This is a genomic window from Pseudomonas sp. LPB0260, assembly GCF_013388395.1.
Genome location: NZ_CP058247.1, coordinates 5,678,156 through 5,693,814, shown reverse-complemented (window position 1 = coordinate 5,693,814; position 15,659 = coordinate 5,678,156). Strand labels below are relative to the sequence as shown.

At 66.6% G+C, this 15,659-nt stretch carries 14 protein-coding genes; 4 read left to right on the top strand and 10 right to left on the bottom strand.

Annotated elements, in window-relative coordinates; all coding sequences use genetic code 11:
• Positions 1-5: 5 nt before the first annotated feature.
• A complete protein-coding gene (locus LPB260_RS25525) occupies positions 6-1,292 on the top strand; it encodes an HlyC/CorC family transporter (protein ID WP_208708684.1) in 1,287 nt (428 codons plus the stop codon).
• On the opposite strand, the gene LPB260_RS25520 is transcribed toward LPB260_RS25525, so the two are convergent.
• The 5 genes from LPB260_RS25520 to LPB260_RS25500 all read right to left on the bottom strand — a co-directional run bounded on the left by LPB260_RS25520 (position 1,261) and on the right by LPB260_RS25500 (position 4,587).
• Entirely contained in the window at positions 1,261-2,004 is a 744-nt protein-coding gene (locus LPB260_RS25520) for an SGNH/GDSL hydrolase family protein (RefSeq protein ID WP_256625599.1), read from the bottom strand. The two genes, LPB260_RS25525 and LPB260_RS25520, sit on opposite strands and share 32 nt — an antisense overlap.
• Positions 2,001-3,182, bottom strand: coding sequence for a formate-dependent phosphoribosylglycinamide formyltransferase (gene purT / locus LPB260_RS25515; protein ID WP_208708683.1), 1,182 nt, complete (start codon positions 3,180-3,182; stop codon positions 2,001-2,003). Before purT ends, LPB260_RS25520 begins: the two co-directional genes overlap by 4 nt.
• A gap of 67 nt (positions 3,183-3,249) precedes the next feature.
• Positions 3,250-3,441, bottom strand: a complete 192-nt coding sequence (locus LPB260_RS25510; protein ID WP_208708682.1) for a DUF1289 domain-containing protein — start codon at positions 3,439-3,441, stop codon at positions 3,250-3,252.
• A complete protein-coding gene (locus tag LPB260_RS25505; RefSeq protein ID WP_208708681.1) occupies positions 3,438-3,962 on the bottom strand; it encodes a gamma carbonic anhydrase family protein in 525 nt (174 codons plus the stop codon). Before LPB260_RS25505 ends, LPB260_RS25510 begins: the two co-directional genes overlap by 4 nt.
• 22 nt (positions 3,963-3,984) lie before the next feature.
• Complete coding sequence (locus LPB260_RS25500; RefSeq protein WP_208708680.1) at positions 3,985-4,587, bottom strand: CoA pyrophosphatase; 603 nt, start codon at positions 4,585-4,587, stop codon at positions 3,985-3,987.
• Between the two features lie 170 nt (positions 4,588-4,757).
• Here LPB260_RS25500 and LPB260_RS25495 point away from each other — a divergent pair, with 170 nt between their 5' ends.
• Together LPB260_RS25495 and LPB260_RS25490 are read left to right on the top strand one after the other, a co-directional pair.
• Entirely contained in the window at positions 4,758-5,315 is a 558-nt protein-coding gene (locus tag LPB260_RS25495; protein WP_208708679.1) for an NUDIX hydrolase, read from the top strand.
• A 15-nt stretch (positions 5,316-5,330) separates the two neighbouring features.
• On the top strand, positions 5,331-5,834 hold the full coding sequence (locus LPB260_RS25490; protein WP_208708678.1) for a murein L,D-transpeptidase family protein: 504 nt from the start codon (positions 5,331-5,333) through the stop codon (positions 5,832-5,834).
• A gap of 66 nt (positions 5,835-5,900) precedes the next feature.
• Here the strand turns inward: LPB260_RS25490 and LPB260_RS25485 are convergent, their stop codons facing one another.
• Positions 5,901-6,218 (bottom strand): YqfO family protein, encoded by a 318-nt coding sequence (locus LPB260_RS25485; protein WP_208708677.1) that lies wholly within the window; start codon positions 6,216-6,218, stop codon positions 5,901-5,903.
• A gap of 246 nt (positions 6,219-6,464) precedes the next feature.
• Positions 6,465-10,361 carry a phosphoribosylformylglycinamidine synthase gene (gene purL, locus LPB260_RS25480; protein ID WP_208708676.1) on the bottom strand — a complete coding sequence of 1,299 codons (3,897 nt, stop codon included), beginning with the start codon at positions 10,359-10,361 and terminating at the stop codon, positions 6,465-6,467.
• Between the two features lie 166 nt (positions 10,362-10,527).
• Between purL and mltF the strand changes: the two genes are divergently transcribed.
• Complete coding sequence (gene mltF / locus LPB260_RS25475) at positions 10,528-11,988, top strand: membrane-bound lytic murein transglycosylase MltF (protein WP_208708675.1); 1,461 nt, start codon at positions 10,528-10,530, stop codon at positions 11,986-11,988.
• Between the two features lie 3 nt (positions 11,989-11,991).
• Here mltF and tadA read toward each other — a convergent pair whose 3' ends face one another.
• From tadA to guaA, 3 genes are all read right to left on the bottom strand, one after another.
• On the bottom strand, positions 11,992-12,474 hold the full coding sequence (gene tadA, locus LPB260_RS25470; RefSeq protein WP_208708674.1) for a tRNA adenosine(34) deaminase TadA: 483 nt from the start codon (positions 12,472-12,474) through the stop codon (positions 11,992-11,994).
• Positions 12,474-13,841, bottom strand: a complete 1,368-nt coding sequence (locus LPB260_RS25465; protein ID WP_208708673.1) for a multicopper oxidase family protein — start codon at positions 13,839-13,841, stop codon at positions 12,474-12,476. Before LPB260_RS25465 ends, tadA begins: the two co-directional genes overlap by 1 nt.
• A gap of 175 nt (positions 13,842-14,016) precedes the next feature.
• Complete coding sequence (gene guaA, locus LPB260_RS25460) at positions 14,017-15,597, bottom strand: glutamine-hydrolyzing GMP synthase (protein ID WP_208708672.1); 1,581 nt, start codon at positions 15,595-15,597, stop codon at positions 14,017-14,019.
• Positions 15,598-15,659: the final 62 nt, after the last annotated feature.

Genomic DNA, 15,659 nt, shown 5'->3' with positions numbered 1-15,659 from the left:
TCTCCGTGGACAACGTACACCCCGGTTTCCTGCTCGGCCTGCTGATCTTCCTGCTGGCCTGTTCGGCCTTCTTCTCCAGCTCGGAGACCGGCATCCTCAGCCTCAATCGCTACCGCCTGCGCCACCTGGCGAAAGAAGGGCATCGCGGCGCCAAGCGGGTCAGCGACCTGCTGAGCCGCCCGGATCGGCTGCTCGGCACCATCCTGATCGGCAACAACTTCGTCAACATCCTCGCCTCGGCCATCGCCACCGTGCTGGCCATCCAGCTGTGGGGCGAAGCGGGAATCGCCATCGCCACCATCGGCCTGACCATCGCATTGCTGATTTTCGGCGAGATCACCCCGAAGACCCTGGCCGCCCTGCACCCGGAGCGGGTCGCTTATCCGTTCAGCCTGCCGCTGCTGCTGCTGCTCAAGCTGCTCTATCCGTTGGTGGTGCTGCTCAGCTGGATCAGCAACGGCCTGCTGCGCCTGCTCGGCGTCGACCCCGCGAGCAAGAGCAGCGACAGCCTGACCACCGAGGAACTGCGTAGCGTGGTGCGCGAGTCCGGCCACGAGCTGCCGAAGAACCGCCAGAGCATGCTGCTGGGCATCCTCGACCTGGAGAAGGTCACGGTGAACGACATCATGATCCCGCGCCACGAGGTGGTCGGCATCGACCTGGAAGACGACCTCGAGACCATCATCGCCCAGCTGCGCACCACCCCGCACACCCGCCTGCCGGTGTTCCGCGAGGACATCAACCAGATCGAGGGCGTGGTGCACATGCGCCAGATCGCCCGCCTGCTCAGCCACGACCAGCTGACCAAGGAGGCCCTGCTCGGCGCCTGCAACGAGCCCTACTTCGTGCCGGAAAGCACGCCACTGTCGACCCAGCTGTTCAACTTCCAGAAGCACAAGCGACGCATCGGTATAGTGGTCGACGAGTATGGCGACGTGATCGGCATCGTCACCCTGGAGGACATCCTCGAAGAGATAGTCGGCGACTTCAACAACCAGGACAGCCTGCGCAGTCCAGACATCCACCCCCAGGAAGACGGCACCCAGGTGATAGACGGCGCCGCCTATATCCGCGAGGTGAACAAGGCCCTCGACTGGCACCTGCCCTGCGACGGCCCCAAGACCCTCAACGGCCTGATCACCGAGGCGCTGGAAAGCATTCCCGAAAGCACGGTATGCCTGAAAATCGGCCCCTACCGCCTGGAAATCCTGCAATCCTCGGAGAACCGCGTGAAGAGCGTGCGCGTCTGGCAGGCCAGCGCTACGCCGCAGCCGGAGTCCCCGGAAGAGTAAGGCGCTCGGCCAGCCCCTGCGCCCACAGCCGATAGCCCAGCGCGGACGGATGGTAGCCATCCAGCGCGAGGTATTGCGGGGAGAACGGCAGGCTCACCGAACAGTAGTCAGCCTCCACCAGCCGCGCCACCCGGCGCAGGCGCGCATCCAGCAACGCCGCCCGCGCACCGAGCAACGCCCGCAGCAGCCAGGGCAAGGCGCGAAAGTGCTGCAAGGGCGGCACCGCACTGAAGGCCACCCGCGCACCATGTGAGCGGAACGCCTCGGCCATCCCCCCAAGCGCCAGCTGCCAACGCCCCATCGAGGTCAGCCCGGTACTGTCGTTGACCCCGAAGACCAGCAGCACCAGCTCCGGCGCGTCCGCCAGCCCCTGCGGCAGCAGGCGCTGGCGGGCCTGTGCCGCGGTAATGCCATTTTCGCCGCAGGCGCGCCAGACGACCGGCCGCCCATGGCGCTCGCACAGGGCCTGCGCCAGGCAGCCGACCAGGGCATGCTGCAGGCAACTGACGCCGACCCCGGCCACCGTCGACTCACCGAGCACCAGCAGGCGAACGGGCTGCCCGGGCAATTCGGCACCCGCCATCCCGTGCGTCGGTCCCGCTGCCGGCGCCAAGCGCAGCGCCTGGCAACGGGTATGCAGGGCCAGCGGCACGAGCAGCGGCAGCGCCGGCACCAGCAGCAGCCACCAACCCAGTTCGCGCCAGCCCGTCACAGCTCGATGCTGACCGCCCGGGCCGCGCGGGCCGCCTTGTCACGGGCCGCCTGCAGCGACTCGTCGCGAGCCAGCAGCACGCCCATGCGGCGCTGGCCCCTGACCTCCGGCTTGCCGAACAGGCGCAAGGCGGTGTCCGGCTCGGCCAGGGCCATGCCGAGATTGCCGAAACGCACCTGCTGCGACTCGCCTTCGGCCAGCACCACCGCCGAAGCCGAGGGCCCCAGTTGGCGGATCGCCGGAATCGGCAAGCCGAGGATGGCCCGCGCATGCAGGGCGAATTCGGACAAGTCCTGGGAGATCAGGGTTACCAGACCCGTGTCGTGGGGCCGCGGGGAAATCTCGCAGAACCACACCTGGTCGCCCTTGACGAACAGCTCGACGCCGAACAGCCCGCGCCCACCCAGCGCGGCGGTAACCGCCAGGGCGATGCGCTCGGCTTCGGCCTGGGCCCTGGCGCTCATCGGCTGCGGCTGCCAGGATTCCTGGTAATCACCCCTGACCTGGCGATGACCGACCGGCGCGCAGAAGGTGGTGCCGCCGGCGTGACGCACGGTAAGCAGGGCGATTTCGTAGTCGAAGTCGACGAAGCCCTCGACTATCACCCGGCCCTTGCCGGCCCGTCCGCCCGCCTGGGCGTAGTCCCAGGCCGCCGGAAAATCGTCGATGCTCCTGAGCAGCGACTGGCCCTTGCCCGAGGAACTCATGATCGGTTTGATCAGGCAGGGAAAGCCCAACGCCTGCACGGCCTCACGGCATTCCTCGAGGGAATCGGCGAACTGGTAGGGCGAAGTCGGCAGTCCCAGTTCCTCGGCCGCCAGGCGGCGGATACCCTCGCGATTCATGGTCAACTGCGCGGCCCGCGCGCTGGGTATCACCGTATAGCCTTCGGCTTCCAGCTCGACCAGGGTCGCCGTGGCGATCGCCTCGATCTCCGGGACAATGTAGTGCGGCCGCTCCAGCTCGATAACCGCACGCAGCGCCGCACCGTCGAGCATATCCAGGACATGGCTTCGATGGGCCACCTGCATGGCCGGGGCGTTGGCGTAGCGATCCACGGCGATCACCTCGACGCCCAGGCGCTGCAACTCGATCACCACTTCCTTGCCCAATTCGCCAGCGCCACAGAGCAGGACGCGGGTCGCACTCGGCGACAGCGGGGTTCCGATACGGGGCATAACTCATCCTCGAGAGGTTACGTATATAAGAGGGGAACAACCATGTAGCGACAGGCAGGCCGCACTCCTACAGCAGCACGCCCTTGGCCCTGGCACGCTCATGACAGAGCGCCAGCACCTGTCGCCGCTCGCCGTCGTCCATGCGGCTCCAACGGGTAATTTCGGCGACATTGCGCTGGCAACCGATGCAGATGTCCTCGTCATCCAATGCGCAAATCTGCACGCAGGGCGAGGCGACCGGGCGATCCGCGCGGGTCATGGCGCCTGCTCGGCCAGCTCGCGGGCATAGCGCTGAGCGTTGCGTACATAGTGGGCGGCGCTGGCCTCGAGCATCTTCTTTTGTTCCGCGCTCAGGGTACGGATCACATTGCCCGGGGAACCGACCACCAGCGAACCGTCGGGAATCTCCTTGCCCTCGCCGATCAGGGTGTTGGCGCCGATGATGCAGTACTTGCCGATCTTGGCGCCATTGAGCACCACGGCATTGATGCCGATCAGGCTGTAATCGCCCACCGAGCAGCCGTGCAGCATGGCCTTGTGGCCGATGGTCACGCCCTTGCCGATGGACAGCGGAAAGCCCATGTCGGTGTGCATCACGGTGCCGTCCTGCACGTTGCTCTGCTCGCCGATATGGATCAGCTCGTTGTCGCCGCGCAACACCGCGTTGAACCAGACGCTGGCCTGCGCCTCGAGCCTGACCTTGCCGACCAGCGTGGCATTTGGCGCCACCCAACTGTCGGGGTGGGCTTCGACCTGCACCTGTCCCAGGCGGTACATCATGGGCTGCTCCTCGTCTTGCGGTTCAGTTGAGCGCGATGAAATGCGCGGGCGGCTGGTGCAGGGCAATCTCGGCGTCGTACAACAGGTTGACCAGCTCGACCAGCATGATCGCCGTCAGCCCCCAGATCTTGTATTCGCCATAGCGGTAGCTCGGCACATACCAGCTCTGGCCGAGGTAGTCGATGCGATGGGTCACCTCCCGCGGATCGTCGCGAAAAAACGCCAGCGGCACCGAGAATACCGAGGCGATCTCGCTGTCGTTGGCCTGGTACTCGACGTAGTCCGGCACCAGGCCGACATAGGGCGTGACGTGGATGCCGTGGCGCGACACCACGGAGCTGAGCGGCCCTATCACTTCGACCAGGCCAGGCGGCAGGCCGATCTCCTCCTCCGCCTCGCGCAGGGCGGTGTGGATCAGGTCAGGGTCTTCCGGATCACGGCGACCGCCGGGAAAGGCCACCTCGCCGCCGTGGGTGGACAGCCCGCTGGCGCGCAGGGTCAGCACCACCTCCGGCTCGTCGCTACGGGTTATCGGCACCAGCACCGCCGCCTCAGGAAAGTCGCGGTCGGCCTCCAGTAGACGCGGTCGGTGTCCGCGCACGCGGTGGAGTAACTCGTCCAGCATGGGCACTCTCGAGCTTGTTCTTCTGCCCCGGATAATCGCATGAAAGCCGACCGCCACCCAAGTCCCGCCGACCTGGCCGGTTGCTCCGGCCGCTCGAGCGCATCGCCCACGGCGCTTGCCGCCAGGCCTGCTGGCGCGCCAAGATAGCTCATGAGCCCGGAGGAATCGGCATGAAGTTCTGCAGCCATTGCGGCAACCCGGTCAGCCAGCGCGTTCCCGCCGGCGACAATCGCCTGCGCTACGTCTGCGAACACTGCCATACCATTCACTATCAGAATCCGCGCATCGTCGCCGGCTGCCTGCCGATCTGGGGCGAGCAGGTGCTGCTGTGCCGTCGCGCCATCGAGCCGCGGCGTGGCTACTGGACCCTGCCCGCCGGTTTCATGGAGAACGGTGAGACCCTGGAGCAGGCGGCGGCCCGGGAAACCCAGGAAGAAGCCTGCGCCCGGGTGCGCGACCTGTCCCTCTACACCCTGTTCGACCTGCCGCACATCAACCAGGTGTACCTGTTCTTCCGTGCCGAGCTGGTCGATCTGGATTTCGCCGTGGGCGAGGAAAGCCTCGAGGTACAGCTGTTTCACGAAGGCGATATCCCTTGGTCAGAGCTGGCTTTCCCGACCGTGGGCCGTACCTTAGAATGCTTCTTCGCCGACCGCCGGGAGCACGTGTATCCGGTACGCAACGAGCCCCTGGAAGCGTTGCGCGCGCATTACAAGAAACCACTCTGACCCCTGGATACCCCCATGCGCCGGTTGCTCGCCCTGCTCTGCCTGTCCCTGGCCCTACCCGCCCAGGCCAGCACCACCACCAGCCTCGACGGCCCCAGCGTGGACAAGGTGCTGGTGGTCAAATCCGAGCGCAAGCTGCAGCTGATCAGCCGCGGCCAGCCACTCAAGTCCTATCGCATCTCCCTGGGCAAGCAACCCAATGGCGCCAAGCAGCGCGAGGGCGACAAGCGCACGCCGGAGGGGCTCTACTGGATCGACTGGCGCAAGACCAGCGACAAGTACCAGCTGTCCCTGCACATCTCCTATCCCAACGCCCGCGACCTGGCCAGCGCTCGCGAACAGGGCGTGCCTGCCGGGGGCATGATCATGATCCACGGCACGCCCCTGGACGAGGAGTATCCGGAGTGGTTCTTCCACACCCTGGACTGGACCGAGGGCTGCATCGCCATGAAGAACGACGACATGCGCGAGGTGTGGCAACTGGTCAAGGACGGCACCCTGATCGAGATCCGCCCCTGAGCCCACGGCCTGAGCTGCGGGCATGAAAAAGGCGCCTTGCGGCGCCTTTCTTTGGCATTAGCCGAACTAGAACTGCAGATCGGACAGGCGCCACACCTCGAACGCCGGTGTCTCGTAGGGATGGCTGTGCTTGAGCGCCTTGACCGTGTCATGGATCAACTCATCGGCCACCACCAGCTCGACCTTCCACTCCGCCAGCTGCTCCAGCCGGCCGGTCTGCCCAAGATACGGCTGGCTGCCGGCCAAGGGGCGGAACTGGCCTTGCCCGAGGGCCTGCCAGCTGCAGCTGTCATAGCCGCCGATGCGCCCGCCGCCGGCAGCGAAGACTGCCTGCTTTACCGCCTCCAGGTGGCTTTCCGGCACGTAGAAACACAGCTTGTACATCGCGATCTCCGCAGCTGGGCCCAACAAGCCTCGCCGAACCGAGCGCAGCCGCCTGGCGGCGCCAAAGGTTGCCGGCGAGCCCGGACCTCCCTCACAGATTAAAGAGTAGACGAGCAGCGGAATCATTCCCCGGCAACCGGCAGGGCGGCGTGACAGTCATGGCGCGACGGCCGCCCTGTACCGACGGACGGGACGAACGCGCTCGAGAGGCGCGGAACCAGAGAACCTGATTCCGCGCCATGGGCATCAGTCCACCCATACCCGGGCGTTGCGGAACATGCGCAGCCAGCCGGCGTCATCCTGCCAGTCGTCCGGGCACCAGGAGTTCTGCACGGCGCGGAACACCCGCTCCGGGTGCGGCATCATGATGGTGACCCGGCCGTCACGGCTGGTCAGGCCGGTGATCCCGCGCGGCGAACCGTTGGGGTTGGCCGGATAGGTCTCGGTGACCTTGCCGTGGCTGTCGACGAAACGCATGGCCACGCAGCCCGACAGATCGGCCTCCAGCAGCGCCTCTTCGCTCTCGAACTCGGCATGGCCTTCACCGTGGGCGATGGCAATCGGCATGCGCGAACCAGCCATGCCCTGCAGAAAGATCGACGCCGACTCCTGCACCTGGACCATGGCCACCCGGGCCTCGAACTGCTCGGAGCGGTTACGCACGAAGTGCGGCCAGAACTCGCTGCCGGGAATCAGTTCATGCAGGTTCGACAGCATCTGGCAGCCGTTGCACACGCCCAGCGCGAAGCTGTCGCTGCGCTCGAAGAAGCCCTGGAAGGCGTCGCGCGCGCGGCTGTTGAACAGGATCGACTTGGCCCAGCCCTCGCCGGCGCCGAGCACGTCGCCATAGGAGAAGCCGCCGCAAGCCACCAGGCCCTTGAAGGCTTCAAGGTCGACGCGACCGGCGAGGATATCGCTCATGTGCACGTCGATGGCATTGAAGCCGGCGCGGTCGAAGGCCGCGGCCATCTCCACCTGACCGTTGACGCCCTGCTCACGCAGCACGGCGATCTGCGGACGCACACCCTTCTTGATATAGGGCGCGGCGATGTCCTCGTTGACGTCGTAGCCCAGCTTGGCGCTCAGGCCCGGATTGTCCTCTTCGAGCAGCGCATCGAACTCCTGATCGGCACACTGGGCGTTATCGCGCAGGCGCTGGATCTGGTAGCTGGTCTCGGACCACTGGCGCTGCAGCAGGCGACGCTCGCCGTCGAACACCGCCTGGCCGTCGAAGCTGATCCTGACCTCGGCGTTGTTGAGCGGCTGGCCGATCACCGCCACGCAGTCACCCAGGCCGGCGGCGCTGAACTGCGCCAGTACGTCCGGCGTGGCATCCTGGCGCACCTGGATCACCGCGCCCAGTTCCTCGTTGAACAGCACCGCGGCCAGCTCCTCGCGGCCATCGGCCAGGGCGTCGAGCTGCAGGTTGAGGCCGCAGTGGCCGGCGAAGGCCATCTCCAGCGCGGTGACCAGCAGGCCGCCGTCGGAGCGGTCGTGATAGGCCAGCAGGTGGCCGTCGGCATTCAAGCCCTGGATCACCGCGAAGAACGCCTTGAGGTCTTCGGCATCGTCGACATCCGGCGCCTGGCGGCCGATCTGCCCGTAAACCTGGGCGAGGATCGAGGCGCCCATGCGGTTCTGTCCGCGGCCCAGGTCGATCAAGATCAGGTCGGTCTCGCCCTTGTCCATGCGCAGCTGCGGGGTCAGGGTCTGGCGGATGTCGCTGACCGGGGCGAAGCCGGTAACGATCAGCGACAGCGGCGCGGTGACGCTCTTCTCGGCGCCCGCGTCCTGCCAGCGGGTCTTCATCGACATCGAGTCCTTGCCCACCGGAATGGTGATGCCCAGCTCCGGGCACAGCTCCATGCCGACGGCCTTGACCGTGTCGTACAGGCGCGCGTCTTCGCCCGGATGACCGGCGGCGGCCATCCAGTTGGCCGACAGCTTGATGTCGGAAATCTTCTCGATGCGCGAGGCCGCCAGGTTGGTCAGGGTCTCGCCGATCGCCATGCGCCCGGACGCCGGGGCGTCGAGCAGGGCCAGCGGCGTGCGCTCGCCCATGGCCATGGCTTCACCGGTGTAGACGTCGAAGCTGGTGGCGGTGACCGCGCAATCGGCCACCGGCACCTGCCAGGGACCGACCATCTGGTCGCGGGCGACCAGGCCGGTGATGGTGCGGTCGCCGATGGTGATCAGGAAGCTCTTGCTGGCCACGGCCGGGTGTCGCAGCACGCGGCTGACGGACTCTTCGAGGTCCAGGCTGCCGGCATCGAAGTCATCGCCCAGCTCGGCCTCGCGGGAGGCCGAACGGTGCATGCGCGGCGCCTTGCCAAGCAGCACGTTGAGCGGCATGTCCACGGCGTTGTTGCCGAAATGGCTGTCGGCGACGGTCAGGTGCGGCTCTTCGGTGGCCTCGCCGACCACCGCGAACGGGCAGCGCTCGCGCTCGCAGATCGCCTTGAAACGCTCGAAATCGGCGGCGTCGACCGCTAGCACATAGCGCTCCTGGGACTCGTTGCACCAGATTTCCAGCGGCGCCATGCCCGGCTCGTCGTTGGGCACGTTGCGCAGCTCGAATCGTCCGCCGCGGCCGCCGTCGTTGACCAGCTCGGGGAAGGCGTTGGACAAGCCGCCGGCGCCGACGTCGTGGATGAAGGCGATCGGGTTCTTGTCACCGAGCTGCCAGCAGCGGTCGATGACTTCCTGGCAGCGCCGCTCCATCTCCGGGTTCTCGCGCTGCACCGAGGCGAAGTCCAGGTCGGCCGAGCTGGTGCCGGTGGCCATCGACGAGGCGGCGCCGCCGCCCAGGCCGATCAGCATGGCCGGGCCGCCGAGCACGATCAGCTTGGCACCGACGGTGATCTCGCCTTTCTGCACGTGCTCGCCGCGGATGTTGCCCATGCCGCCGGCCAGCATGATCGGCTTGTGGTAGCCGCGTACCTCTTCGCCGCGCGGCGTGCTGATCGCCTGTTCGAAGGTGCGGAAGTAGCCGGTCAGCGCCGGGCGGCCGAATTCGTTGTTGAACGCGGCGCCGCCGAGCGGACCCTCGATCATGATGTCCAGCGCGGTGACGATGCGTTCGGGCTTGCCGTAGGGCACTTCCCAGGGCTGCTCGAAACCGGGGATCTGCAGGTTGGACACGGTGAAGCCGGTCAGACCGGCCTTGGGCTTGGCGCCGCGACCGGTGGCGCCTTCGTCGCGGATCTCGCCACCGGAGCCGGTGGAGGCGCCCGGGAAGGGTGCGATGGCGGTCGGGTGGTTGTGCGTCTCCACCTTCATCAGGATGTGCACCGGCTCTTCGACCGCGCCGTACTGGCGGGTCTCGCCGTTCGGGAAGAAGCGCCCGGCCTTGTGGCCGACGATCACCGCGGCGTTGTCCTTGTAGGCCGACAGCACGCCTTCGCTGTGCATCTGGTAGGTGTTCTTGATCATGCCGAACAGGGATTTTTCCTGGGCTTGACCGTCGATATCCCAGCTGGCGTTGAAGATCTTGTGGCGGCAGTGCTCGGAGTTGGCCTGGGCGAACATCATCAGCTCGATGTCATGGGGATTGCGCCCCAGGTCATTGAAGCTCTGCACCAGGTAGTCGATCTCGTCTTCGGCCAGGGCCAGGCCCAGCTCGACGTTGGCCTGCTCGAGGGCGGCGCGGCCGCCGCCGAGCACGTCCACTGCGGTCAGCGGCTTGGGCGCTGCATGGCTGAACAGCGCCGCGGCGCCTTCCAGGGTGTCCAGCACCAGCTGGGTCATGCGGTCGTGCAGCAGGGCGGCGACCTGCTCGGCCTCGACCGCGCTCAGCTCACCGGCCACGTAGTAGGCAATGCCGCGCTCGATGCGCTGGATCTTCGCCAGGCCGCAGTTGCGGGCGATGTCGCTGGCCTTGCTCGACCAGGGCGAGATGGTGCCGAAGCGCGGGATGGTCAGGAACAGGCGGCCGTTGGGCTCCTGCACCGGCACACTCGGGCCGTACTTCAGCAGACGGGCCAACACCCGCTCTTCGTCGGCGCCGAGCACATCGGTGACGTCGGCAAAATGCGCGAACTCGGCGTACAGCCCGGTCACAGCAGGTACTTTGCCGGTCAGTTGCTCGAGCAATTTACCGTGGCGGAAAGCAGAAAGGGCGGGAGCGCCGCGCAGGATCAACATCGGGGACAGCCTCTGGGAAGGGGGTGTACTTTGAGGCCGTGCATTCTAGCCTAAAGCAGCGCGCCGCGGCACCCGTAGCGCAGCCTGTGCGGCGCCTCGAGCGCTAGCAGAGAAGGTTGCTGCTGTCGAGATATGGCGCGCCGGGTGCTTTGCGTATACTGCGGTAATGTTTGCCCAATCCGCGTTCCGCTCCCGCTGCGCCAGCTGGCTGTCAGCGATCGGGATCCTCCTGCTGCTCGGCGGCTGTGTTGAAGAACCCAGCACCCTCGAGCGCGTCCAGGCGGACGGCGTGCTGCGCGTGATCACCCGCAACAGCCCGTCCACCTATTTCCAGGACCGCAACGGCGAAACCGGCTTCGAGTACGAACTGCTCAAGCGCTTCGCCAGCGACCTGGATGTCGAGCTGCAGATCGAGACCGCCGACAACCTCGACCAGCTGTTCGCCCGCCTCGGCGAGGCCAAGGGGCCGGTACTGGCCGCCGCCGGCCTGGTGGCAAGCGACGGACGGCAGCAGATCGCTCGGTTTTCCCGCCCCTACCTGCAGATCACCCCGCAAGTCATCTATCGCAACGCCCAGCAGCGTCCGACCCGCCCGCAGGACCTGCTCGGCAAGCGCATCCTGGTGCTCAAGGGCAGCAGTCACGCCGAGCAACTGGCGGCGCTCAAGGCCGAACTGCCGGAACTGAAGTACGAGGAATCGGCCGAGGTGGAGGTGGTCGACCTGCTGCGCATGGTCGACGAAGGACAGATCGACCTGACCCTGGTCGACTCCAACGAGCTGGCGATGAACCAGGTGTACTTCCCCAACGTGCGCGTCGCCTTCGACTTCGGCGACTCCCAGGGCCTGGGCTGGGCGGTCGCCCCCGGCGAGGACAGCAGCCTGCTGGACGAGATCAACGCCTTCCTCGCCCGCGCCCAGGAAAACGGCACCCTCAAACGCCTGACCGAACGCTATTACGGCCATGTCGACGTACTCGGCTATGTCGGTGCCTATACCTTCGCCAAACACCTGCAGCAGCGCCTGCCGCGCTACGAAAAGTACTTTCGCGAAGCCGCCCGCGTCGAGGGCGTGGACTGGCGCCTGCTCGCCGCCATGGGCTATCAGGAATCGCTGTGGCAACCCACCGCCACCTCCAAGACCGGGGTGCGCGGCCTGATGATGCTGACCCTGCGCACCGCCCAGGCCATGGGCGTATCCAACCGCCTCGATCCCAAACAGAGCATCGACGGCGGCGCCAAGTACATCGTCAAGGTGAAGAAGCAACTGCCCGACAGCATCGTCGAGCCGGACCGAACCTGGTTCGCCCTGGCCGCCTACAACGTCGGCGCCGGCCACCTGGAGGACGCGCGCAAGCTCACCGAGGCCGCGGGCCTGAACCCCGACAAGTGGCTGGACGTGCAGAAGATCCTCCCGCGCCTGGCGCAGAAGCAGTGGTACAGCAAGACGCGCTACGGCTACGCCCGCGGCGGCGAGCCTGTGCACTTCGTGCGCAACATCCGCCGCTACTACGACATCCTCACCTGGGTCACGCAGCCACAACTGGAAGGCACCCAGGTGGCCGAGTCCGGCATGCACGTGCCGGGCGTCAACAAGAACCCGCCGCGCGACGAGCTGCCCCCGCTCTGAGCCCTAACGCGCGCCGCGGCGGGCCTTGAAGAAGGCGCTGAGCAACTCGCTGCACTCCTGCGCCAGCACCCCGCCCTCGATCAGCACCCGATGGTTGAGAAAGCCCTGACTGAAGAACTCGCCGCGACTCATCGCCACCCCGGCCTTGGGCTCGGTGGCGCCGTACACCACCCGCTCGACCCGCGAGTGGACGATCAGGCCCGCGCACATGCTGCACGGCTCCAGGGTCACATACAGGGTGCTGCCGGGCAGGCGGTAATTGCCGAGTGCCTGCGCCGCCGCGCGAATCGCCACCATCTCGGCATGGGCACTGGGGTCGTGGGTGGAGATCGGGCAGTTGAAGCCGCGACCGATGACGGCGCCGCCCAGCACCAGCACGGCGCCGACCGGCACCTCGCCGAGCGCCGCCCCCTCGGCGGCTAACGCCAGGGCCTCGCGCATGAAATGCTGATCCTGGCTGCGGTCGATGATTTTCGGCTGACGCATCACACCACCTGAATCGCGGCCATCAGGCCGGTTTCCATATGATCGACGACATGGCAATGAAACATCCACACCCCGGGATTGTCGGCGACCAGGGCGATGCGCGCCGTCTCGTTCTTGCCCAGCAGGTAGGTATCGGTGAAGTACGGGGTGATCTGGCGCCGATCCGAATCCAGCACCTTGAAGGTCATGCCGTGCAGGTGAATCGGGTGCAGGTACTGGGCCATGTTGCGCAACACGAAGATGTAGTGGCCGCCGCGCTTCAGGGTGGCGATGGGCCGGTCTGCGCAGGTCTTGTCATTGATGTTCCAGGCCTGGCCATTGATCTGCCAATAGCGGTAGCCGGCCTGCTCGGCATTCTGCGAGAGCATCGCCGCCCACTCGAAGTTGAAGCTCAGGGTTTCCGCGCTGGCCAGGTCCGGTTCGGCCACCGGGTTGGCCGGCAAGGCCGGCGGCCAGTCGCCGAGCGGCGCATCGCTGGCCGTGCTCTGGATCGTCGCCAGGCGCAGCGGACCGTTACGCAGGGCCCGCTCGCTGCCGGCGGCCGGCACCTTGAGCGCCAGATCCAGGCGCATGCCGGGGCCCAGCCAGTACTCCTCGCCCAGCGGCCGCGGCTCGACCGGGTTGCCATCCAGGGCGTAGATGCGCGCCTCGGCGTCCGGCAGGTTGAGCCGGTAGGTCACGGTGTTGTCGACATTGATAAGACGCAGGCGCACCACCTGCCCGGCCGGCAACCGCAGCGTCGGCGCATGGGCGCCGTTGACCGTACTCAGGCGCCCGCGGGTGCCCTCGCGCGCCGCTAGGCGTGGCACGCTGAAGGCGCTGAAGGCGCCCTGCTCGTCCAGGTGCCAGTTCTTCAGGCACAGCGTGCGCTCGTGCACGAAGCCCGTCGGCTCACGCTCCTCGACGATCAGCGGACCGACCAGGCCACGGCCGAGCTGCTCGCTGCTGGTGGTATGGGGGTGATACCAGAAGCTGCCGGCATCCGGGGTCTTGAACTGGTAGTCGAAGTACTCGCCCGGCAGCACCGGCAACTGCGAGACATAGGGCACGCCGTCCATCTCCAGCGGCAGACGGATGCCGTGCCAATGAATGGTGGTCGGCACCTCCAGGCGATTGATGAAGCGCACCCGCAGCCACTCGCCCTGCCTGGCGCGGATCTCCATGCCCGACGCCTGCCCCCCGAAGGCCCAGGCCGGGGTGAGATGTCCCGGCACCAGCTCGAGGTCCAGCGGCGCGGCGATCAGCTGGTAATCGTACTCGGCGGCGACCAGCGGCCGCCCCAACCAATAGCGCACGCCGCCGGCACCGAGGCCGACCACACCGAGCCCAGCCAGGCCGGCCAGCATCTGTCTGCGGGTAAAGGACATGTTCAGTTCCGTGGCCCGAATGAAATCTGGGAAAGTCGCGTACCGGACCGTATCCGGACACTCAATTGCAACATCTTCTCATTTAAGCGGCGCCGCTGGCGAGCCTGATCGCCAGCGGCGGCCCGGCAATCTGCAGATGCGACAAGGGCAGCCTGGGCTGCCCTTGTCGTTCAGATCACTCCCACTCGATGGTGGCAGGCGGCTTGCTCGACACGTCGTAGGTGACGCGGGAGATGCCTTCGATCTCGTTGATGATGCGGTTGCTGACCTTCTCCAGCAGCTCGTAGGGCAGGTGCGCCCAGCGTGCGGTCATGAAGTCGATGGTTTCCACCGCGCGCAGGGCCACGACCCAGGCGTAGCGACGGCCATCGCCGACCACACCGACCGACTTGACCGGCTGGAACACCACGAATGCCTGGCTGGTCTTGTGGTACCAGTCGAAGTTGCGCAGCTCCTCGATAAAGATGTGGTCGGCGCGACGCAGCAGGTCGGCGTATTCCTTCTTCACCTCGCCGAGGATGCGCACGCCCAGACCCGGGCCCGGGAACGGGTGGCGGTAGACCATGTCGTAGGGCAGGCCCAGCTCCAGGCCGATCTTGCGCACCTCGTCCTTGAACAGTTCGCGCAGCGGCTCGACCAGCTTGAGGTTCATTTCCTCCGGCAGGCCGCCGACGTTGTGGTGCGATTTGATCACGTGGGCCTTGCCGGTCTTGGCGCCAGCCGACTCGATCACGTCCGGGTAGATGGTGCCCTGGGCGAGGAACTTGATGTCGTGCAGCTTGCTGGCCTCGGCATCGAACACGTCGATGAAGGTACGGCCGATGATCTTGCGCTTCTTCTCCGGGTCGGCCTCGCCGGCCAGGTTACCGAGGAACTGCTCCTCGGCGTTGGCGCGGATCACCTTGACCCCCATGTTCTCGGCGAACATGGCCATCACCTGCTCACCCTCGTGCAGGCGCAGCAGGCCGTTGTCGACGAACACGCAGGTCAGCTGATCACCGATGGCGCGGTGCAGCAGGGCCGCGACCACCGAGGAATCGACACCGCCGGACAGCCCCAGCAGCACGTTGGAGCTGCCGACCTGGGCGCGCACCTGGGCGATGGCGTCCTCAACGATATTCGACGGCGTCCACAGCGCCTCGCAGCCACAGATATCCAGGGCGAAGCGCGAGAGGATGCGACCGCCCTGCTTGGTGTGGGTCACTTCCGGGTGGAACTGCACGCCGTAGTAACGACGCTCGTCGTCGGACATCGCGGCGATCGGGCAGCTCGGGGTGCTGGCGAGGATATGGAAGCCTTCCGGCAAGGCGGTGACCTTGTCGCCGTGGCTCATCCACACGTCCAGACCGAACACGCCATCGTCGTCGACATGGTCTTCGATGCCGTCGAGCAGGCGACCCTTGCCGACGACGTCGACGCGGGCGTAGCCGAACTCACGGATGTCCGAGCCCTGCACCTTGCCGCCCAGCTGCTCGGCCATGGTCTGCATGCCGTAGCAGATACCGAGCAGCGGCACGCCGAGGTCGAACACCGCATGCGGCGCGCGCGGGCTGTCAGCCGCATGCACCGACTCGGGGCCGCCGGCGAGGATGATGCCGCGCGGGGCGAAGGCGCGGATGTCCTCGTCGCTCATGTCGAAGGGGTGCAACTCGCAATACACGCCGATCTCGCGCACGCGGCGGGCGATCAGCTGGGTGTACTGGGAACCGAAATCCAGGATCAGGATGCGGTGGGCGTGAATATCAGGATGGGCCATGGCCGTCTCTCGTAGCGGAATTCACAAATGACACGGGGCTGAATCGAACAGCCCCGTGACTT